General features: G+C 69.5%; 18 protein-coding genes and 3 pseudogenes. 7 read left to right on the top strand and 14 right to left on the bottom strand.

From position 1 onward, the window contains the following. Window positions 1–102: 102 nt before the first annotated feature. Together LRS04_RS05560 and LRS04_RS05555 are read left to right on the top strand one after the other, a co-directional pair. The gene (locus LRS04_RS05560) at window positions 103–309 is read left to right on the top strand and encodes a DUF1192 domain-containing protein (RefSeq protein WP_257815522.1); all 207 of its coding nucleotides are present in this window, start codon (window positions 103–105) and stop codon (window positions 307–309) included. Between the two features lie 99 nt (window positions 310–408). Next, window positions 409–918, top strand: coding sequence for a DUF1465 family protein (locus LRS04_RS05555; RefSeq protein ID WP_257815521.1), 510 nt, complete (start codon window positions 409–411; stop codon window positions 916–918). 111 nt (window positions 919–1029) lie between these two features. Here LRS04_RS05555 and rpmE read toward each other — a convergent pair whose 3' ends face one another. Continuing rightward, window positions 1030–1254, bottom strand: a complete 225-nt coding sequence (rpmE, locus tag LRS04_RS05550) for a 50S ribosomal protein L31 (protein ID WP_257815520.1) — start codon at window positions 1252–1254, stop codon at window positions 1030–1032. Between the two features lie 107 nt (window positions 1255–1361). Between rpmE and LRS04_RS05545 the strand changes: the two are divergent. After that, window positions 1362–3207, top strand: a pseudogene (locus tag LRS04_RS05545) (ABC transporter transmembrane domain-containing protein). A 4-nt stretch (window positions 3208–3211) separates the two neighbouring features. Here the strand turns inward: LRS04_RS05545 and LRS04_RS05540 are convergent. The 6 genes and pseudogenes from LRS04_RS05540 to LRS04_RS05515 all read right to left on the bottom strand — a co-directional run bounded on the left by LRS04_RS05540 (window position 3212) and on the right by LRS04_RS05515 (window position 8386). Next, window positions 3212–4264 carry a glycerophosphodiester phosphodiesterase gene (locus tag LRS04_RS05540; protein WP_257815518.1) on the bottom strand — a complete coding sequence of 351 codons (1053 nt, stop codon included), beginning with the start codon at window positions 4262–4264 and terminating at the stop codon, window positions 3212–3214. A gap of 33 nt (window positions 4265–4297) precedes the next feature. Further along, window positions 4298–5092, bottom strand: a complete 795-nt coding sequence (locus tag LRS04_RS05535; protein ID WP_257815517.1) for an inositol monophosphatase family protein — start codon at window positions 5090–5092, stop codon at window positions 4298–4300. Window positions 5093–5147: 55 nt separating this feature from the next. After that, window positions 5148–5805 (bottom strand): annotated as a pseudogene (gene thiE, locus LRS04_RS05530) (thiamine phosphate synthase). Between the two features lie 144 nt (window positions 5806–5949). Further along, window positions 5950–6246, bottom strand: a complete 297-nt coding sequence (locus LRS04_RS05525; RefSeq protein ID WP_257815516.1) for a cytochrome d ubiquinol oxidase subunit II — start codon at window positions 6244–6246, stop codon at window positions 5950–5952. Window positions 6247–6257: 11 nt separating this feature from the next. Next, window positions 6258–6974, bottom strand: a complete 717-nt coding sequence (cydB, locus tag LRS04_RS05520; RefSeq protein ID WP_257815515.1) for a cytochrome d ubiquinol oxidase subunit II — start codon at window positions 6972–6974, stop codon at window positions 6258–6260. Further along, the gene (locus LRS04_RS05515) at window positions 6971–8386 is read right to left on the bottom strand and encodes a cytochrome ubiquinol oxidase subunit I (RefSeq protein ID WP_257815514.1); all 1416 of its coding nucleotides are present in this window, start codon (window positions 8384–8386) and stop codon (window positions 6971–6973) included. Before LRS04_RS05515 ends, cydB begins: the two co-directional genes overlap by 4 nt. Window positions 8387–8572: 186 nt before the next feature. On the opposite strand from LRS04_RS05515, the gene LRS04_RS05510 reads away from it, so the two are divergent. From LRS04_RS05510 to LRS04_RS05495, 4 genes are all read left to right on the top strand, one after another. Beyond that, a complete protein-coding gene (locus tag LRS04_RS05510) occupies window positions 8573–8758 on the top strand; it encodes a bacterioferritin-associated ferredoxin (protein WP_257815513.1) in 186 nt (61 codons plus the stop codon). A gap of 113 nt (window positions 8759–8871) precedes the next feature. Next, a complete protein-coding gene (gene bfr, locus LRS04_RS05505) occupies window positions 8872–9354 on the top strand; it encodes a bacterioferritin (protein WP_257815512.1) in 483 nt (160 codons plus the stop codon). 61 nt (window positions 9355–9415) lie between these two features. Continuing rightward, on the top strand, window positions 9416–9922 hold the full coding sequence (locus tag LRS04_RS05500) for a tryptophan-rich sensory protein (RefSeq protein WP_257815511.1): 507 nt from the start codon (window positions 9416–9418) through the stop codon (window positions 9920–9922). 93 nt (window positions 9923–10015) lie between these two features. Next, a complete protein-coding gene (locus LRS04_RS05495) occupies window positions 10016–11623 on the top strand; it encodes an MFS transporter (RefSeq protein ID WP_374577108.1) in 1608 nt (535 codons plus the stop codon). Here the strand turns inward: LRS04_RS05495 and LRS04_RS05490 are convergent. From LRS04_RS05490 to tkt, 7 genes and pseudogenes are all read right to left on the bottom strand, one after another. After that, entirely contained in the window at window positions 11620–11841 is a 222-nt protein-coding gene (locus LRS04_RS05490; RefSeq protein WP_257815509.1) for a hypothetical protein, read from the bottom strand. The genes LRS04_RS05495 and LRS04_RS05490 overlap by 4 nt on opposite strands. Before the next feature lie 51 nt (window positions 11842–11892). After that, window positions 11893–12978, bottom strand: a complete 1086-nt coding sequence (gene fba, locus LRS04_RS05485; protein WP_257815508.1) for a class II fructose-bisphosphate aldolase — start codon at window positions 12976–12978, stop codon at window positions 11893–11895. Between the two features lie 19 nt (window positions 12979–12997). Then, window positions 12998–14204, bottom strand: a pseudogene (gene pgk / locus LRS04_RS05480) (phosphoglycerate kinase). A gap of 145 nt (window positions 14205–14349) precedes the next feature. Then, window positions 14350–15360 carry a type I glyceraldehyde-3-phosphate dehydrogenase gene (gene gap, locus LRS04_RS05475; protein WP_257815507.1) on the bottom strand — a complete coding sequence of 337 codons (1011 nt, stop codon included), beginning with the start codon at window positions 15358–15360 and terminating at the stop codon, window positions 14350–14352. Window positions 15361–15556: 196 nt separating this feature from the next. Further along, entirely contained in the window at window positions 15557–17590 is a 2034-nt protein-coding gene (locus LRS04_RS05470; RefSeq protein ID WP_257815506.1) for a S9 family peptidase, read from the bottom strand. Between the two features lie 78 nt (window positions 17591–17668). Further along, window positions 17669–18886: a formate-dependent phosphoribosylglycinamide formyltransferase gene (gene purT / locus LRS04_RS05465; protein WP_257815505.1), complete on the bottom strand. Its 1218-nt coding sequence runs from the start codon at window positions 18884–18886 to the stop codon at window positions 17669–17671. 11 nt (window positions 18887–18897) lie between these two features. Further along, window positions 18898–20868 (bottom strand): transketolase, encoded by a 1971-nt coding sequence (tkt, locus tag LRS04_RS05460; protein ID WP_257815504.1) that lies wholly within the window; start codon window positions 20866–20868, stop codon window positions 18898–18900. Window positions 20869–21013 lie beyond the last annotated feature (145 nt).

The following is a 21013-nucleotide window of genomic DNA, read 5'->3' as shown; positions in this document are numbered from 1 at the left end:
CGGTCGATTGTGACATGGGTGTGTCTCCCGCGAGCTTGCGCATACGCCTGTTGCACGGTTGGATAGCGCCCATGCGGGGGCCGGCATAGGGAGCTCGCGACGATGGACGAACCGGCTGAAGTTCGGGTGGGGCGGGGCCAGCGCCTCGCAGAGGCGGTCCGGGAGGACCTGGATCTGTACGGCTTCGTGGAGCTGGAGGAGCGTATCGAGGTCCTCCAGTCCGAGATCGCTCGCGTGCAGGCCCACCTCGACCGCAAGCGGGCCGGGCGCGAGGCCGCCGATGCGCTCTTTTCGTCGCGGCCCGCATGAGCCTCATTTGCGCTAGGAGGCATGGCACGGCGGTTGCACGCCGGCCGGAAATCCGCCGGGGAGTCCAGCGGCGGGAATGCTGAGGGCGAGAAGGACAAGATGAACGAGATTTCCGCCCCCTGGCGCGCCGACGTGATCCAGGACTTCGCCCGCTCGGAACTCTTCGAGCGGACCTTCCAGGAAGGGATGGACCTGGTGGAGGAGACCGCCGCCTATCTCGACGGGGCCGGTCGCCAGGAATCCAAGCTGCTGTCCCGAAATGCGGCGCTGGCCTATGCCTCGGAGAGCATGCGGCTGACCACACGCCTGATGCAGGTGGCCTCCTGGCTACTGGTCCAGCGAGCCGTGCGCGAAGGCGACATGGCCGCCGACGCGGCCTGCGACGACCGCTATCGCCTGGCGGCGGAAGAGGTCTGCCGGGGCGGGGAAGAAAATGCCGCCGGGGACCTTCCGGCCGGGCTGCAGGCGCTCCTCGAGCGGTCCGAGCGCCTCTACGAGCGCGTCCGCCACCTGGACCGCCGGATGTACGTCGAGGCCGACGTGGAGCAGGCCCCGAACCCGGTGATCTCCCAGCTCGACCGGCTGAAGACGGCGCTCGGCGCGTTCTAGGCGCAAACCGGACGACAGACACAACGAAGCCCGCGGAGAGTCCTCCGCGGGCTTCTTGATTCCTGGCCCTGGATCCCCGCCTGCGCGGGGATGAGTCCGACTAAAGTCGGCTCACTTCCGGGTGAAGGCGCCGAACTTGGCGTTGAAGCGCGAGACGCGGCCGCCGCGGTCGAGCATCTGGTGACCGCCGCCGGTCCACGCCGGGTGGGTCTTCGGGTCGATGTCGAGGTTCAGCGTGGCGCCTTCCTTCCCGTAGGTGGAACGGGTCTGGTAGGTGGTGCCGTCGGTCATCACCACGGTGATGAAGTGATAGTCCGGGTGAGTGTCTTGTTTCATCGCACGGGCGCCTGACGTAAAGGAGCGCGGCCGCTTGGCGGCGGCCGTAAAAATTGAAGCCGGGCCTATACCCGAAAGCCGGCGCCGATTGCAAGGTGTGAACGCGTATGAGCGACCAGACGTCCGAGGCCCCGGCTGAGGGCCGGCCCAGCGTCGGCGCCGAACTGGTCCAGAGCCTCGCGACGGAAGGCCAGAAGCGCGACCGGAGCAAGAACGTGCGCGCGCTCCGCCGGCTGCTGCCTTTCGCTCGGGCCCACATGGGCGATGCGGCGCTGGCAGGCGTCTTCCTGGTCTTCACCGCGGCGACCACGCTGGGCATCTCCGGCGCCCTTCGCCTGCTCATCGACCACCTGACCGCCCACCAGCCGACGCCGGCCTCGGTAACGCCCTGGTTCCTGCTGCTGGGCGCGGTGGCCCTGGCGCTCGCGGTGGGCAGCGCGCTCCGCTATTTCTTCGTCACCAAGCTCGGCGAGCGGATCGTCGCCGACCTTAGGAAGGCGGTCTACGGCCACATCCTGACCCTCGACCCTGCGTTCTTCCTGCAGACCCGGGTGGGCGAGGTGCTGTCCCGCCTGACCACTGACATCCAGATCGTCGAGAGCCTGCTCGGCACCTCGATCTCCTTCGCGCTGCGCAACCTGCTGACCCTGGCCGGCGCCCTCGTCCTGCTGGTCATCGTCAGCCCGCAGCTCACCGGTCTCGTGCTGCTGGTCTTCCCCGTTGTGCTGGCCCCGCTGTTCCTGTTCGGCCGCCGGGTGCGGAAGCTGACCACCTCCACCCAGGACAAGTTCGCCTCCGCCGTCGGCTACGCCGGCGAGAGCCTGGATGCGCTGGAGACCGTGCAGGCCTTCGGACGCGAGGCGACGGCGGCCCGCCGGTTCGGCGACGCGGTGGAGGACAGCTTCGCCACCTCGCTGATCCGCATGAAGGCCCGCGCCCTGATGACCGCCCTGGTCATCGGCCTGATCTTCGGCGGCATCGTCTTCATCTTCTGGCTGGCGGTGCGCGCCGGCCTGCGCGGCGAGATGAGCTGGGGCCAGCTCTTCCAGTTCGCCTTCCTCGCGGTGACGGCGGGCAGCTCGGTGGGCGCGCTGGGCGAGGTCTGGGGCGAGGTGCAGAAGGCCGCCGGGGCCATGGAGCGGATCGCCGGCCTGCTGGACGCCCGGCCCGGCATCGCCCCGCCCGCCAAGCCGGTCGCCCTGCCCAGGCCGCGGGGGGAGGTCGCCTTCGAGGCGGTGACCTTCGCCTATCCCGGCCGCCCGGACCTGCCGGCGCTCAGGGGCTTCTCCCTGGCCGTGAAGCCCGGCGAGCGGGTGGCCCTGGTCGGACCCTCCGGGGCGGGCAAGAGCACGGTCTTCCGCCTCCTGCTGCGCTTCTACGATCCGCAACACGGCCGCGTGCTGCTGGACGGGGTCGACCTCGCCGACGCCGATCCGGCGGAGGTGCGCAGCCGGTTCGCCCTGGTGGCCCAGGATTCCGCGCTGTTCTCGGGCTCCGCGGCGGAGAACGTGCGCTTCGGCCGCGAGGATGCGAGCCCGGAGCAGATCCTCGCCGCCGTGCGCGCCGCCCAGGCTGAAGGGTTCCTCGATGCCCTCCCCGCAGGGGCTGGAGACGCCGGTCGGCGAGCGGGCCCGCAGCCTTTCCGGCGGTCAGCGCCAGCGCCTCGCCATCGCCCGGGCCCTGGTCCGCGAGGCGCCGGTCCTGCTGCTCGACGAGGCGACCAGCGCGCTCGACGCCGAGAACGAGCGGCTGGTCCAGGAGGCGCTCGACCGCGCCATGGAGGGCCGCACGACCCTGGTCATCGCCCATCGGCTGGCCACCGTGCTGAAGGCCGACCGCATCGTGGTGATGGACGAGGGCCGCGTGGTCGAGGAGGGGACCCACCACGACCTGGTGGCCAGGGGCGGCCTCTACGCCCGGCTGGCGGCCCTGCAGTTCGGCGAGGCGGCGTAGCCCGCTAGGCGGTCTCGCCGATCGGGACGCAATAGTATTCCTGCGGCCTCGCCAGCCCCGGGAAGTCGGTGAACAGACCGTCGACCCCGGCGCAGTAGAGGGCGGCCAGCACCGACTGGACGTCGCCGTGATCGGCCATGGCCGTCCCCTGGCGCAGCCTCGGGGGCAGGAAGGCGTTCTCGGCCCGCACCGTCCAGGGATGCACCTGCAGGCCCGCCGCATGGGCGTCCTTCACCAGGGCCGAGGGCGCGCCGAGGCCGCCATCGACGATCGGGACGACCAGCGGCCATTCCGGGCCCAGGCCGTCGGCGAAAGCGGCGATGGCCTTCAGGCCTTCCGGCGTCCTCACGTCCACCGACGCGGCCTCCTGGCCCACCAGCATCACCCGGCGCGCCTTCGAGAGCGTCATGAACCGCTTCAGCGGCTCCACCTCGAAGCACTGGACGAAGACCGGCGCGGTGCGGCTGTCGAGGCCGTTCTTCCGGAGCGCGGCGGCCAGCCGCTCCTCCAGCGGGAGGTTCAGCCCCCGGAAGTAGGTCGGATGCTTCATCTCGGGATAGGTGCCGATGGTGCGGCCCGTCCGCCGGCTCTCGGCCTTCGCCAGGTCGACGACCTCCTGGTAGGTCGGGATGGTCTCCTGGCCGTCGAACTTCGCGCTCTCCGGGCGCAGGTGCGGCAGGCGCTCGCGGGCGCGGAGCGTCTTCAACTCGGCGAGGGTGAAGTCCTCGGTGAACCAGCCGGTGACCGACTGCCCGTCGATGGTCCGGGTCGCCTTCCGCGCGGCGAACTCGGGCCGGGCGGCGACGTCGGTGGTGCCGCCGATCTCGTTCTCGTGCCGGGCGACGAGATGGCCGTCCTTCGTGGGGACGAGGTCCGGCTCGATGAAGTCTGCCCCCTCGGCGATCGCCAGGCGGTAGGCGGCGAGCGTGTGCTCGGGCCGCTCGCCGCTCGCCCCGCGGTGGGCGATGACGATCGCGCCGGGTTTCGGCTGGGCGGCCGCGGGGAAGGCGGCTGCGGCGGCGGCGGTGGCGGCGAATCCGCGGCGGGTGAGCTTCATCCCGCCAGCTTAGTCAGGCTTGTGACGGTTTGACTATTTCGCCGCCTGCAGGCGGTCCAGCAGCAGCGGGTGGATGTCGAGGTTGCCGCAGCAGATCGAGCCCTTGGTCAGCATCTCGTCGCCGCCGTCGGCGTCGGTGACCTTGCCGCCCGCCTCGGTGACCATGAGGATCCCGGCCGCCAGGTCCCAGGGCTTCAGGTCGCGCTCCCAGTAGCCGTCGTAGCGGCCGGCGGCGACCCAGGCGAGGTCCAGCGAGGCCGCGCCGAAGCGGCGGACGCCCGCCACCCGCTGGCTGACCTGGTGCAGCTCCTTCAGGAACTTGGCGTGCTGGCCGTGGCCGAGGAACGGGATGCCGGTGGCCAGCACCGCCTCGTCCAGCCGCTGGCGTGCGGCGACCCGGAGGCGGTGGTCGTTGACGTAGCAGCCCTTGCCCTTCTCGGCCCAGAAGGTCTCGTTGGTCACCGGATTGTGGGTGAGCGCCGCGACGACCACGCCCTCGCGCTGCAGCGCGATGTTGATGGCGAAGTGCGGGATGGCGTGCAGGAAGTTGGTGGTGCCGTCGAGCGGATCGACGATCCAGGTGTGGGTCTTGTCCGAGCCCTCGATCATCCCACGCTCTTCGCCGAGGAAGCCGTAGCCGGGGCGCGCCTTGGTGAGGGCTTCGAACAGGATCTGCTCGGCCTTGATGTCGGCGGCGGACACGAAGTCGGCGGGCGCCTTCTTGGCGACCTGGAGCTCCGCCAGTTCGCCGAAGTCGCGGTTCAGGCCACGGGCCGCCTTGCGCGCGGCGTCGCTCATGACCTTCAGAAGGGCCGATTGGGAAATCACGGTGTGAAAGATCTCGGAGGCGGTAGAGGGCGCGGAAACTAGGCGTCCCACCCCTCTAAGGCAAGGCGCGCTCCGCCAAACCGGCCGCGATGGCGGCGTTCAGCGCCTTCACGGCCGCGGCTGGGCCGTCGCCATGGCTCCAGACGCCGGACGAGACCGCCAGGAAGTCGGCGCCGGCGGCGGCCAGCCCTTGCGCGTTCTGCGGCGTGATCCCGCCGATGGCGACGCAAGGGATCTCCATGGTCTCCTGCCAGATGGTCAGGATCTCGGGCTCCGGATGGCCGATCGCCTCCTTGGTCGTCGTCGGGAAGAAGGCGCCGAAGGCCACATAGTCGGCCCCGGCCTCGGCCGCCTCCATGGCGAGGTGGCGGCTGTCGTGGCAGGTGACGCCGACCATCCGGTCCTTGCCGACTGCCCGCCGGGCCTCGGCGCAGGACGCATCCTCCTGACCCACATGCACCCCGTCGCAGCCGAACCGGGCGGCGAGGTCCGGCCGGTCGTTGAGGATCACCGCCACGCCGCGGGCGTGCGCGATGGGAATGAGCGCGTCGCAGGCCGCGCCGATCACCTCCTCCGGCTGGTCCTTCAGCCGGATCTGCAGGAGCCGCCACGTCGCCGGCGTCCAGCGCATGCGCCAGCGCGCGGCCGAAGCCCGCCAGGTCGTCGATCCGGGGCGGCGTGATCAGATAGAGGCGGCAGAGCGGCGGGGCCATCCTGCCCTATGAGCCTATTTCAGCAGCGCCCTCAAGCCGTAGGCCACGATCAGGGTCGCGCCGGACGCCGCCACGGCGAGGCCGACGAACCAGGCGAGCCGCTTCCAGAGCGGCGGCAAAGGCTCCTGCGGCCCTGGCGGGGGCTCAATGATAGCCGGCATCGGCGCTGACCTTGCCGCGGAACACCCAATAGACCCAGGCCGTGTAGCCGAGGATGGCCGGCAGCAGGATCACCACGCCCCAGAGCATGAAGGCCAACGCATTGTCGGCAGAGGCGGCCTGCCGGAAGGTCATGTCGTAGGGGACGATGTTGGGGAAGAAGCCCACGGCCAAGCCCAGATAGCCGGAGAAGAACACCAGGAAGGCGCCGAGGAACGGCCAGCCGTGCGAGCGCTGCCTGAGGCCGAGGACGACGAGCGCCAGTCCGGCCAGGCCGACCAACGGGATCGGCGTCAGGGGAGAAGTCGTTCGAAATCGAACGATCCGTCCCCGAACCCCCATCGGGTGGCGATCCGCGGATGGACGAAGAGGGTCGCGAGGCTGACCGCCGCGAGCAGGATCGCCGTCGCGGCCGCGGTGATCCAGGCCCAGCGCCGGGCCCGGCCGTGCAGCTCGTCCGCCGTCTTCCAGATGAGCCAGGTCGCCCCGAGAAGCGCATAGCCGGCGAGGAGGCCGAGGGTGACCAGCAGGGTGTAGGGCGTCAGCCAGTCGAGAGGCCCGCCGGCGAAACGGCCGTCCTCCAGCGTCACGCCCTGGATGAAGCCGCCCAGGACGAACCCCTGGGCGATCGTCGCCAGGAACGAGCCGCCGGCGAAGGCGGCGGTCCAGAACCGCTTGCCCCGTCGCCGTCCCCGCAGCCGGAACTCGAAGGCGACGCCCCGGAGGATCAGGGCCAGCAGCATGATCAGGATGGGGATGTAGAGCGCCGGCATGATCGCGGCGTAGGCGAACGGGAAGGCGGCGAAGAGCCCGCCGCCGCCCAGGACCAGCCAGGTCTCGTTTCCGTCCCAGACCGGGGCGACCGAGTCCATCATCACGTCGCGGTCCTGGGACGAGCCCGCAAAGGGGAAGAGCAGGCCGACGCCCAGGTCGAAGCCGTCCAGCAGGACATACATCAGGACGGCGACCGCGATGATCCCGGCCCAGATCAGCGGCAGGTCGAGGGTCATCGCGGGCCTCCCTCAGGATCGTCCGGGGCGGCGCCCAGGGCATAGCCGGGCGGCCGGGGTTTCAGAGGCGGTTCGGTGTCCTGGGCCGGGACCGGCCTCGGTCCCTCGGCGATCAGCCGCAGGATGTAGAGCACGCCCACGCTGAACACGATGGCATAGACCACCATGAAGGCGAGGAGCGAGGCGGAGACCTCGCCGGCGCCGATCGGCGAGACGGCGTCGCGGGTCCTGAGCACGCCGGTGATCACCCATGGCTGGCGGCCGACCTCGGCGACGATCCAGCCGGCAATCACCGCCACGAAGCCCATGGGCGACATGAGGATCGCGGCCCGCAGGTACAGCGGATGGCGCTCGGGGCCGCCGCTGCGCCAGATGAGCCAGACGCCCCACGCGCCCAGCCCGATCATCGCCACGCCCAGGCCCACCATGACCCGGAACGCCCAGAAGACGATCGCCACCGGCGGCCGGTCCTCCGGCGGGAAATCCTTCAGACCCTTCACCTCGGCCTGGGCGTCGCCGGCGGTGATCCAGCTCCCGAGCCGGGGGATCGACAGCTCCCAGCGGTTGCCCTCGATGGCGCGGTCGGGCCAGGCGGCCACGTGGAACGGCTGCTCGGTGCGGGTCTCCCAGAAGGCCTCGATGGCGGCGAGCTTGGCCGGCTGGACCTCCATCACCTCCTTGCCGGACAGGTCGCCGACGAAGAGTTGCAGAGGAGCGACGATAGCGAACATGCCGATCGCCATGCGTAGCGCGATGCGGGACTCCGGGTCTGCGGCGTTCCTCAGCAGGCGCCAGGCCGAGGCCCCGCCCACTTCCAGGGCGGTGGTCAGATAGGCGGCCAGCAGCATGTGGGTCAGCCGCTCGGGGAAGGTGCGGGTGAACACCACCTGCCAGAAGTCGGTGGCGCGCAGCGTGCCGTCGGCGAGCGTGGTGAAGCCCTCCGGGTACTGCATCCAGCTGTTGGCCGCGATGATCCAGAAGGCCGAGATGACGGTGCCGACGGCGACCAGGGTCGTGGCCGCGAAATGCAGGCCCGGGCCCACCTTCTTCCAGCCGAACAGCATCACCCCCAGGAAGCTCGCCTCCAGGAAGAAGGCGGTCAGCACCTCGTAGGCGAACAGCGGCCCGATGACCGGCGAGGCGACGGCGGAGAAGACGCTCCAGTTGGTGCCGAGCTGGTAGCTCATCACCACGCCCGACACGACGCCCATGCCGAAGCTGAGCGCGAAGATCTTGATCCAGAACAGGTAGAGGGTCTTGAAGGCCTCGTTCCGCGTGGTCAGCCACAGGCCTTCCAGCACCGCCAGATAGCTCGCCAGCCCGATGGTGAAGCTCGGGAATATGATGTGGAAGGCGATGGTGAAGGCGAACTGCAGGCGCGACAGCAGGAGCGCGTCGAAGTCCATGGTCATGGCCTCTCACCCGGCGTCCGGGCCGGCCCGGCCGTGCCCCGGAGCCTCGACTTATAACCGCGCTTTCCGGTGGGGGCGACAGGCCGCCGCGGCCCGCGACTCCCGCCAGAGATGCGAATGACTTGCAAACGCGTTCGCAATTGGGTTTAAGTCGTCAGGTCGAGAATTCGGAGCCGCCGGCCCTCCATGTATGTGTGCAACTGCAATGGCATCCGCGAGCGCGAGGTCCGCGCGGCCATCGCGGCGGGCGCGTCCCGGCCGGTGGAAATCTTCAAGGCGTGCGACGGCAAGGTGCAGTGCGCGCGCTGTGTCTGCGACATGCGCCAGATGCTCGACGAAGAACGCGAAGTCCTGAAATACGCGGCCGAATAGAGCCCCCTCGGCGCTTGCGAATACGAGCGCAAATCACTCGCAAACATAGGCTTTGACTTCGTTCCGTCGGGGGACGAGGTTCCGCGCGTTCACGACTTCAGCGGAGGCTTCCCGTGCAGGGCGACAAGGCGATCATCCGGCTCCTGAACCAGGTTCTGACCAACGAGCTGACCGCGGTGAACCAGTACTTCCTGCATGCGCGGATCTACGAAAACTGGGGCCTCGTCCGGCTGGGCAAGATCACCTACGAGGAATCGATCGGCGAGATGAAGCACGCCGACAAGCTCATCAAGCGCATCCTTTTCCTCGACGGCCTGCCGAACCTGCAGGACCTGCACAAGCTGAAGATCGGCGAGACGATCGGCGAGACGCTCGCCGCGGACCTCGCCGTGGAGACCGGCGGCCGGACCCTGCTGGTCGAGGGTGTGAAGCAGTGCGAGCTGGCCCAGGACTACGTCTCGCGCGAGCTGCTGACCGAGATCCTGTCCGACACCGAGGAGCACATCGACTTCCTCGAAACCCAGCTGACCCTCTTGAAGAACCTGGGCGAGCAGAACTACCTGCAGAGCGCCATGGGCGAGCTCCCGGAAGCCTGACCTCAGGAACCAACCGGGCGGCCTGCGGTTTCGATCTGTGGGAAGTCAGGGAGGCCCGCGTATGCATCGTGACGCCAGTGCGACGGCTCAACGGCCGATCACGCACGACGTGCTGACGGGGCTGGCCGTGGCCGGCGGCGTGGTCGCGGTCTCCGCCCTGCTCGCCAAGGCTTTCGAGCCCCGCGCGGAACTCCCCGAGACCTATTCCGACTACGAAGACCCCAACGCGCCCGCGCCGCCCAAGCCGCCGCCGAAGCGGCTCTTCGCCGTCCTGTGGCCGCCCCTGTTCCTGGGCCTCACCATGTCGGGCCTCAGGATCTGGGCCCTGCCGCGCGGCCCGGCCCGCACCCAGGCGCTCGCGCTGTGGGGCGTGGCCCAGGCGCTCAATACGGTCTGGATGGCCTTCGGGCCCAAGCGGCTCGGCGGCGAGGTGGCCAGCACCGTCGCCTCGGTCGGCCGCCGGCGCCTACGCCTGGCGCGCGCGGCGCGCCCAGCTTGCCCGGGCGATCAGCAACACCCTGCACTGACCCTTCGCGGTCGCTTGTCAGACCTCTCGCCGCCAGCCTAGGCTCGATCCCAAGAACGAAGGGTCGGGAGGCTGGGGATGGCGGCGTCGGACGGGGCGGCGGATCAGGTCGACGTGCGCCAGGGCAACCACCGGATGGTGATCGCCGGCGCCTCGGCCGGCACGGTCTTCGAGTGGTATGACTTCTACCTCTACGGCTCGCTCGCCGGCTTCATCACCCAGCACTTCTTCTCGGGCGTCAACGAGACCACCGGCTACATCTTCGCGCTCGCGGCGTTCGCGGCCGGCTTCGCGGTCCGGCCGTTCGGAGCCCTGGTGTTCGGCCGCCTGGGCGACCTCTGGGGGCGCAAGAACACCTTCCTCGTCACCATGATCCTGATGGGGCTGTCGACCTTCGTGGTCGGCTTGCTGCCCGGCTATGCCCAGATCGGGGTGGCGGCCCCGATCCTGCTGGTGGTCATGCGGCTGATCCAGGGCCTGGCGCTCGGCGGCGAGTACGGCGGGGCGGCCACCTACGTCGCCGAGCACGCGCCGCCGGGCAAGCGAGGGCTCTACACGAGCTGGATCCAGACGACGGCGACGCTCGGCCTGTTCCTCAGCCTGATCGTCATCCTGGCGGTGCGCACCGTTCAGGGCGAGGAGGCTTTCGGGGACTGGGGCTGGCGCATCCCCTTCCTGGCCTCGTCGGTGCTGCTGCTGGTCTCGCTGTGGATCCGCCTGAAGCTCGGCGAGAGTCCGGTGTTCCAGCAGATGGTCAAGGAGGGGAAGACTGCCGCCAAGCCGCTCGCCGAGAGCTTCGGCCAGTGGCCGAACCTGAAGCTCGTCCTGCTGGCGCTGGTGGGGCTGACCGCCGGCCAGGCGGTGGTCTGGTACACCGGCCAGTTCTACGCGCTGTTCTTCCTGGAGAAGACGCTGAAGGTCGACGGACCCACCACCAACACCCTGGTGGCGATCTCGCTATTGCTGGCGACGCCGTTCTTCATCGTCTTCGGCTGGCTGTCGGACAAGATCGGACGAAAGCCGATCATCCTGCTGGGCTGCCTGCTGGCGGTGCTCACCTACTTCCCTCTCTTCAAGGCGCTGACCGCCGCCGCCAATCCCCAGCTCGCCGCCGCCACGGCCAGCGCGCCGGTGACGGTGGTGGCCGACCCAGCCGACTGCTCGCTGCAGTTCGATCCCGTGGGCAAGACGGCGTTCACCTCGTCGTGCGACGTCGCCAAGTCAGCGTTGGCCAATGCGGGGGTTTCCTACGGGAACCAGGCCGCGCCGGCCGGCAGCATCGCCCAGGTGCGCGTGGGCGAGGCGCTGATCGAGAGCTTCGACGGCCGGGCGCTCCCCAAGGCCGAGTTCGACGCGGCGAAGGCGGCCTGGACGAAGGCGCTAGGCGCCTTGCTCGCCAGCCACGGCTATCCGGCCAAGGCCGAGCCCGCCAAGGTCAACAAGCCCATGGTGGTGGCTATCCTTTGGTTGCTGGTCCTCTATGTGACCATGGTCTACGGCCCGATCGCCGCGGCGCTGGTGGAGATGTTCCCGGCCCGGATCCGCTACACCTCGATGAGCCTGCCCTACCACATCGGCAACGGCTGGTTCGGCGGCTTCCTGCCGACCACGGCGTTCGCCATGGTCGCGGCCACGGGCAACATCTACTACGGCCTCTGGTACCCGATCGTCGTGGCGGCCGTGACCCTGGTGGTCGGCCTGCTGTTTGTCCGCGAGATGAAGGGCAATCCGATCGAGGCCTAGCCCTCGCGCTTGCGTCTCCTGGGATCGGCGGCCGCGGCCGCCGCCAGCCAGATCAGGCCGCAGACGAGGCCGGCCAGCAGCACGACGCCGGCGGCCAGGAAGCCCAGGCTCTGGCCGCCCAGTCTGTCGGCGAGCGCAAATGAGGCCCAGCCGGCGGCGACCGCGAAAGCGGCGAAGGCGACGAACACCAGGCCAAGGACGAGGACATGCTTACCCATGGCCCGTCAATCGGCGGGCCGGCGCCCTTGTTCCGCTTGGGTCGCCCTGGCCTATTCGGCGGCGACGCGGGTGATGCCGACCTGAGGCGCCAGCTCGCCGGCGGCATAGCGCTTGGCCATGGCCGAGAGCGGGATCGGCTTGATCTTGTCGGCGTGGCCCGCCGTGCCGAACTCCTCGAAGCGCTGGATGCACACCTTCCGCATCGCCTCCTTGGCGGGCTTCAGGTAGCTGCGCGGGTCGAACTCCGCAGGCTTCTCGGCGAACACCTGCCGGATGGCGGCGGTGATGGCCATGCGGTTGTCGGTGTCGATGTTGATCTTGCGCACGCCGTGCTTGATGCCGCGCTGGATCTCCTCTACCGGCACGCCCCAGGTCTGGGGCATCTCGCCGCCGTACTTGTTGATCAGGTCCTGCAGGTCCTGCGGCACCGAAGACGAGCCGTGCATGACGAGGTGGGTGTTCGGCAGCCGGCGATGGATCTCCTCGATCACGTTCATGGCCAGGACGTCGCCGTCCGGCTTGCGCGTAAACTTGTAGGCGCCATGGCTGGTGCCCATGGCGATGGCGAGCGCGTCGACCTCCGTGGCCTTCACGAACTCGACGGCCTGGTCGGGATCGGTCAGGAGCTGGTCGTGGCCGAGCTTGCCCTCGAAGCCGTGGCCGTCCTCCTTCTCGCCCATGCCGGTCTCCAGAGACCCCAGCACGCCCAGCTCGCCCTCCACCGAGGCGCCGACCCAGTGGGCCATGTCCACCACGTTGCGGGTGACCTTGACGTTGTAGTCGTAGTCGGCCGGCGTCTTGCCGTCGGCCTTCAGCGAGCCGTCCATCATCACCGAGGTGAAGCCGTACTGGATCGCCGTGGCGCAGGTGGCTTCGTTGTTGCCGTGGTCCTGGTGCATGCAGATCGGAATGTGCGGATACATCTCCGCCATGGCGTCGATCAGGTGCTTCAGCACGATGTCGTTGGCGTAGGACCGCGCGCCGCGCGAGGCCTGCATGATCACCGGCGAATTGGTGGCCTCCGCGGCCTCCATGATCGCCAGCGCCTGTTCCATGTTGTTGATGTTGAAGGCGGGGACGCCATAGCCGTGCTCGGCCGCGTGGTCGAGAAGCTGTCGAAGGGTAATCCGGGCCATCGAAAAATGCCTTTGTCTCTTATCGGGACAGGGCCGCCACCCCGGGCAGCTCCTTGCCTTCCATCCATTCCAAGAACGCGCCACCGGCGGTGGAGACGAAGGTGAAATCGTCCGCCACGCCGGCCGCGTTGAGGGCTGCTACCGTATCACCCCCCGCCGGCCACCGCCACAAGCTGACCTGACGTCACCAGGCGAGCGGCTTCCTGCGCCGCTTGAACGGTCGCCTTGTCAAAGGGTTGCACCTCGAACACGCCAAGCGGGCCGTTCCAGATCAGGGTCTTGGACTGGCGCATGGCGTCGAGGATCTCGGCGACCGTCTGCGGGCCTGCGTCGAAGATCTTGCGCGTGTCGCCGAGCGGCGTGTCCTTGGACAGCGACAGGGTGTCGGTGGCGACGCCCGGCTTCAGGTCCTCGGCCACCACCACGTCGACCGGGAGGATGATCCGGCAGCCCGCGGCCTCGGCCTTCTTCAGGATCTCGCGCGCGGTGTCGGCCATGTCCTTCTCGCAGAGCGAGCCGCCGACATCGTAGCCTTGAGCGTACTGGAAGGTGTTGGCCATGCCGCCGCCGATGGCCAGGAAGTCCAGCTTGCCGACCAGGTTGTTCAGCAGGTCGAGCTTCGTCGACACCTTGGCCCCGCCGACGATGCCCATCACGGGCCGCTTCGGGTTGCCGAGCGCAGCGTCCAGCGCCTCCAGCTCGCGCCGCATCTGCTCGCCCGCATAGGCCGGCAGCAGGCGGGCCAGGCCCTCGGTGGAGGCGTGCGCCCGGTGCGCGGCGGAGAAGGCGTCGTTGACGAAGAGGTCGCCGTTGGCCGCGAGCGCCGTCGCGAACTCCGGGTCGTTGGCCTCCTCGCCCGCGTGGTAGCGGACGTTCTCCAGCAGCAGGACATCGCCGTCCTTCATGGCGGCGACAGCCCTGGCCGCGTCCTCGCCGATGCAGTCGTCGGCGAAGGCCACCGGCGCGCTGAGCAGCTTCGAGAGCGGCTCGACCACCGGCTTCAGGCTCATCGCCGGCACGCGCTTGCCCTTCGGCCGGTCGAAGTGGGCGAGCAGGATGACCTTCGCCCCGCCCTTGCGCAGCTTCTCGATGGTCGGCAGGGCGGCGCGCAGGCGAGTGTCGTCCGACACCTGCCCGTCGGCCATCGGCACGTTGAAGTCCACACGGACCAGGGCGCGCTTTCCCTGGAGTTCGGCGTCGTCGAGGGTCTTGAAGGTCTGGCTCACCGGGACAATTCCAACTGCGTCATCCCGGACGGCCGAAGGCCGATCCGGGACCCAGGGCGAGCGCCCTGCGGCGGCTCCTGGGTCCCGGCTCTCCGCTGCGCTCCGGCCGGGATGACGGCAGGGGGAGGCGCATCGGCGGGCCGTCTCAGATCAGCTTGCCCATGGCGACGGCGGTGTCGCTCATGCGGGTCGAGAAGCCCCACTCGTTGTCGTACCAGGTGAGCACGCGGCCGAGCTGGCCCTCGATGACCTGGGTCTGCGGCAGGGCCGCGCACGACGAGTAGGCGATGTGGTTAAAGTCCGCGGAGACTAGCGGCTCCTCGGTGACGCCGAGGATGTTGCGCAGCGGGCCGGAGGCCGCGGCGGCCTTCAGGGCTTCGTTGATCTCGGCGACCGTCACCGTGCGGCCCGGCACGAACTTCAGGTCGACGACCGAGACGTTGGGGGTCGGCACGCGGATCGAGGAGCCGTCCAGCTTGCCGGCCAGCGCCGGGATCACCAGGCCCAGGGCCTTGGCGGCGCCGGTGGAGGTCGGGATCATCGACATGGCCGCGGCGCGGGCGCGGTAGAGGTCCTTGTGCATGGTGTCCAACGTTGGCTGGTCACCCGTGTAGGAGTGGATCGTGGTCATATACCCACGCTCGATGCCGCAGAGCTCCTGCAGCACCTTGGCCACCGGGGCCAGGCAGTTCGTGGTGCACGAGGCGTTGGAGATGATCAGATCATCCTTGGTCAGCGTGTCGTGGTTCACGCCGTAGACGATGGTCTTGTCGACGCCGTCGCCGGGGGCCGAGATGATCACCCGCTTGGCGCCGGCTTCCAGGTGGGCGGCGGCCTTGTCCTTGGCGGTGAAGAGGCCGGTGCACTCGAGCGCGATATCGACGCCCAGGTCCTTGTGCGGCAGCTCGGCCGGATTGCGGATCGCCGTGACCTTGATCTTGCCGCGGCCGACGTCGATCGAGTCGCCGTCGACGGTCACCGGCTGCGGGAAGCGGCCGTGCACGCTGTCGTAGCGCAGCAGGTGAGCGTTGGTCTCCACCGGGCCCAGGTCGTTGATGGCCACGACCTCGATGTCCGTGCGCGCATGCTCGATGATCGAACGCAGGACCAGGCGGCCGATGCGACCGAAACCGTTGATGGCGACGCGAACGGGCATGCGGAGACCTCCTAGACAGCGGACAGATTTGGCTTTGCGGCGCGTTCTTCGAAGGCGGGGGAGCGCAAGTCAACCCCTGCAAAGCTCAACTGTGGCAATGGATTGTGACGGGCCGACCGTCGGCCGACCCGTCTGTCTGGGCCTCAATCCATGAACCGCCAGGAAGTGCCCTGACCCGGCGATTACATTGACAGCGCTATCGGCTGGCTGACCCCTGGCCGTCCACCGCGGCCTTCAGCCCCGGCGAGAATTCCGCCCCATAGACCACCTGCAAAGAGGAGCCCTTCAGCGCGTCGCCGAACGGCTCGGCCCGGCCGCCCAGGCAGCGCTCCAGGAAGTGTTCGCTGGTGGCCCAGAAGGCGAGGCTGTTCTCAGGCCGCGCGAAGCCGTGGCCCTCGTCCGGGAACAGGACATAGGTCACCGGGATCCCCTTGGCCTTCAGGGCGTCCACGATCTGGTCGCTCTCGGCCTTGTTCACCCGGGGATCGTTGGCGCCCTGGCCGATCAGCAGGGGCCTCCGGATCTGGTCGGCCTTGTAGAGCGGCGAGCGTTCCTTCAGCAGCGCCTGGCCCTCGGCCGTCGTCGGGTTGCCGATCGCCCGGTGGAACTGCGCCTTGCCGGCCTCCCAATAGGGCGGGATGGTCTTCAGCAGGGTGGCGAGGTTCGAGGGGCCGACGATGTCCACGCCGCAGGCGAACTCGTCCGGCGTGAAGGCGAGGCCCACGAGCGTGGCGTAGCCACCATAGGACCCGCCGAGGATGGCCACCTTGTCCTTGGTCGTGACGCCCGCCTTCACCGCCCAGCCGACGGCGTCCAGCAGGTCGTCGTGCATCTTGCCGCCCCACTCCTTGTCGCCGGCGTTGATCCACGCCTTGCCGAAGCCGGTGGACGCCCGGAAGTTGGTCGACAGCACCGCGTAGCCGCGGTTGGCCAGCCACTGGTGCAGGCCGTTGTAGCCATAGGCGTCGCGGCCCCAGGGCCCGCCGTGGACCACCAGCACCATCGGGACGGGCCTCTCCGGCTTTCCGTCGCCGTTGGCGTCCGAACCCGGCGGCAGGGTCAGGTAGGAGACGGCGGTGAAGCCGTCGCGGGTCTTGATCTCCACCGGGTGCATGGGCTGCAGCGGCGCGCCCTCCAGCTCGGGCCGGGTGGTGTAGAGCTTGGTCAGCGCCTTGGCCTTGCGGTCGTAAAGCCACATGGCCGTGGGCTCGGTGACCCGGTCCTCGCCGACCGTCCAGAGGCTGTCGTCGTCGGTGCGCGAGGTGACCTGGAACTGGCCCTTGAGCCGGCTCTTGAGGAAATCCAGGTCCGGCTTGATCGCCGGGTCGATCAGCCGCCAATCGTTCTTCAGATAGTTGACCCCATAGGCCTGGACCTTGCCGGTCTTCGGATCGGCCAGCCCGCCGCCCACGTCGGCGCGGGCGTCCTCGCCCAGCACCGTGGTCTTGCCGGTGGCGAGGTCCTGGGCGAGCAGGGCGGCGGTGTTCCGGCCGCGGCTGTCGATCCAGTAGAGGGTCTTGCCGTCGCGGGTGAAGCCGGCCGGCGCGGTGGTCATGGCGTCGGCCGGCTCGATCACCGAGACCGGCGTCGCCGACACGGTCTGGCCATCGATGGCATAAACCTCCTGGCCGCCGTCGGCGCGCGGCTTGAGCGCCAGGCGCACCTTGAGCTGCTCGTCGGGGATGAAGCCGCCGAAGCCGGGGTTCTGGAAGACGAGCGTCAGCTTGCCGGTCTTCAGGTCCAGGCTGTGGACGTCGTGCCAGCGCGGGTCGCGGTTGTTCAGGCCGACGAGGATGCGGTCCTTCACCTCGCGGCTGACGCCGATGATCATGGCGCGGGTCTTGTCGAAGGGCGTCAGCGCCGTCTGCACGCCGGTCGCCACGTCGACGCCATAGACCTTGTAGTTCTCGTCGCCGCCGGTGTCGGTGACGAACAGGATCGAGCCCGAGTCCGGGGCCCAGAAGTAGCCGGCGACCGGCCGCTTCTTCTCCGCCGTCATCGGCTTCGCCTTGGAAGGGTCGGACACCGGGGCCACCCAGACGTTCATCACCCCGTCCCGGGGCGCGGTCCAGGAGAGCCACTTGCCGTCCGGGCTGAGCCGTCCGGCGGCCTTCTGCGGATTGCCGAACAGCTTGGTCCGCTCGATCAGCGGCGCCGTGATCTGCGCCGTGGCCGACGTCGCGGTGAGCGCCAGGGCGGCGCAGGCGGCGACCAGGAAAAGCTTCTTCATCACGTCCCCCAACAGCTGAAGCGCACCCAGCGATGGTGCCTCAGCCTGAGGGCCGCGTACAGGTTGTCCGGCTAAGGATCAGCCCCGGACGGGCTTCACCTTGGCGGCGGCGTCCTTTGCCCGTTCGCGGGCGGCGTCGACGTTCGGGCCGACGGCCACGGCCACGCCCATGCGCCGGCGCTCGTAGCTCTCGGGCTTGCCGAACAGCCGCAGGTCCGCGCCGGGGACCGACAGCGCCTCGGCGACGCCTTCGAAGGCGATGCCCTTGGCGTCCATCCCGCCGTAGATCACCGCGCTGGCGCCCGGCTCCTTCAGCCGCGCGTCCACCGGCAGGCCGAGGATGGCCCGGGCGTGCAGCTTGAACTCGCTCATCTGCTGGCTGACGAGGGTGACCAGGCCCGTGTCGTGCGGCCGGGGGCTGACCTCCGAGAACCACACGTCATTGCCCTTCACGAACAGCTCGACGCCGAAGATGCCGAGCCCGCCCAGCGCCTCGGTGACGGCGCGGCTGATCTCGCGGGCCTTCTTCAGCGCCGGCGGGCTCATGCCCTGCGGCTGCCAGCTCTCGACGTAGTCACCCTTCACCTGACGGTGGCCGATGGGGTCGCAGAAGCTGGTGACAACCTCGCCGCGCACCAGGTTGCGGACGGTGAGCTGGGTGATCTCGAAGTCGAAGTCGATCCGGCCCTCGACGATCACTCGCGGCTGCTCGACCCGGCCGCCTTCCAGGGCATAGCGCCAGGCGTCGGCGATCTGGTCCGGGTGCTCCACGTAGGACTGGCCCTTGCCGGAGCTGCTCATCACCGGCTTCACGAAGCAGGGGAATCCGGTGACCTCGGCCGCCGCCTTCGCCAGCTCGTCCTCGGTGGAGGCGAAGGCGTAGGAGCTGGTGTGCAGGCCGAGCTCCTCGGCCGCCAGCCGGCGGATGCCCTCGCGGTTCATGGTGAGCTGGGCGGCGCGCGCCGTCGGGATGACGGTGGCCAGGCCCTCGGCCTCGATCCGTACCAGCTCGTCGGTGGCGATCGCCTCGATCTCCGGCACGATCAGGTGCGGCCGCTCCTGCTCGACGAGGGCGCGCAGCGCCGCCGCGTCGGTCATGGCGATCACGTGCGCCCGGGTCGCCACCTGCTGGGCCGGCGCATTCGCATAGCGGTCGACGGCGATCACCTCGCAGCCCAGCCGCTGAAGCTCGATCGCCACCTCCTTGCCGAGCTCGCCGGAGCCCAGGAGCATCACGCGCACGGCGGTGTCCGACATCGGGGTGCCGAGGCGGGCGGGGGCCTTGGGGGTGGTCATGACGCCTGGGCCTAGTCCAGCTTCGCCTTGGCGGCTTCCGCCACGCCTTCCGGCGTGATGCCGAAGTGGCTGTAGAGCTTCTCGTAGGGGCCGCTGGCGCCGAAGCCGTGCATGCCGACGAAGGCGCCGTCCGCGCCGATGAAGCGGTCCCAGCCCATGCGCACGCCGGCTTCCACCGCGACCTTCACCGGCGTCTCGCCGATCAGGGCCTCCTGGTAGTCGCGCGGCTGGGCCTCGAAGAGCTCGAAGCTCGGCACGGAGACCACGCGGGTCCCCACGCCCTGGGCTTCCAGGATCTCGCGGGCCTTCAGGGCGACCGGGACCTCGGTGCCGGAGGCGAAGATCGTCACCTGCGCCGGATGCTCGGCGGCGGCGAGCTGGTAGGCGCCCCTGGCCGACATGTTCTCGCCGGCCTGGCCGCGGACGGCGGCGGTCTTCTGGCGCGACAGGGCCATGACCGAGGGCGTCCGCTCGGCGTCCATGGCGAGCTTCCAGCACTCGGCGGTCTCGATCAGGTCGGCCGGGCGGAAGACGTTGAGGTTCGGGATCGCGCGCAGCGCGGCCAGGTGCTCCACCGGCTGGTGGGTTGGGCCGTCCTCGCCCAGCCCGATGGAATCGTGGGTGCCCACGTGGATCACGCGCACGCCCATCAGGGCGGCCAGGCGGATCGCCGGGCGGGCGTAGTCGGTGAACACCAGGAAGGTCCCGCCGTAGGGGATCACCCCGCCGTGCAGGGCCAGGCCGTTCATCGCCGCGGCCATGCCGAACTCGCGCACGCCGTAGTTCACATAGCGGCCGGCGTAGTCGGGGGTGTCGAAGATCGGGGTGTTCTTGACGAAGGTGTTGTTGGAGCCCGTCAGGTCGGCCGAGCCGCCGACCAGCTCGGGGATGTCGCCGAAGATCTTCTCCAGCACCGTGCCGGAGTGCTGGCGGGTGGCCGACGCCGGCTTGGAGGCGGCGACCTCGGCCAGGTAGGCGTCCAGGCCCTCGAAGGCGTGGGCGGGCAGCTTGCCGGCGACGGCGCGCTCGAACTCGGCCCGTACGCCGCTGGCGGCGAGGCGGGCCTCCCAGGCCTTCAGGTCCTTGCGGCCGCGGCGGCCGGCGGCGCGCCAGGGGCGGTACACCTCGTCCGGCACCACGAAGGGCTCGTGCGGCCAGCCGAGATTGGTGCGGGTCTTGACCACCTCATCCTTGCCCAGCGCCTTGCCGTGCACGTCGTGGGTGCCGGCAAAGGTCGGCGAGCCCTTGCCGATGATGGTCTTGCAGGCGATCAGGCTCGGCTTGTCCTGCTTGGTCGCCCAGGCCAGCGCCCGGCGGATCTGGCCCTCGTCGTGCCCGTCGATCCGCTTCACCGCCCAGCCGGCGGCCTTGAAGCGGGCAAGCTGGTCCGTGGCGTCGGAAAGGCCCACGTGGCCGTCGATGGTGATGTCGTTGTCGTCCCACAGCACCGTCAGCTTGGCGAGCTTCAGGCGGCCGGCCAGGCTGATCGCCTCGTGGCTGACGCCCTCCATCAGGCAGCCGTCGCCGGCCACCACCCAGGTCCGGTGATCGACGAGCTCGGGCCCGAAGCGGGCGGCCATCTTGCGCTCGGCCATAGCCATGCCGACGGCGGTGGCCAGGCCCTGGCCCAGGGGCCCGGTGGTGGTCTCGACCCCCGGCGTGTGGCCCCATTCCGGGTGGCCCGGCGTGTTGGAGCCGACCTGGCGGAAGTTCTTGATCTGCTCCAGCGTCACCGCCTTCACGCCCGTCAGGTGCAGCAGGGCGTAGAGCAGCATCGAGCCGTGACCGGCCGAGAGCACGAAGCGGTCGCGGTCGGCCCAGTCCGGACGGGCCGCGTCGTACTTCAGGAACTTCGTCCAGAGCACGGTGGCGACGTCCGCCATGCCCATGGGCATCCCCGGGTGGCCGGAGTTCGCCTGCTCGACGGCGTCCATGGAAAGCACGCGGATGGCGTCGGCCATGAGTTTGGTGGGCGCGGGCATGGGGATCCGGATTCTGTTAACGGCGGCGGGAATGGCGCGCGGGGTCGCACGCGAGGCGCGCAGGGTCAAGGCGACGACGCCCTTCGCCCTCTTCCCGCCCGAAAAGCCGAGGATTCACAAGGGGGCCGACGCAGGGCTATAGATT

The sequence above is a fragment of the Phenylobacterium sp. J367 genome, from assembly GCF_024699985.1.
Lineage (GTDB): Bacteria > Pseudomonadota > Alphaproteobacteria > Caulobacterales > Caulobacteraceae > Phenylobacterium.
Note: the sequence above shows the minus strand (reverse complement) of the source record. Positions and strands in the feature narration are given on the sequence as shown.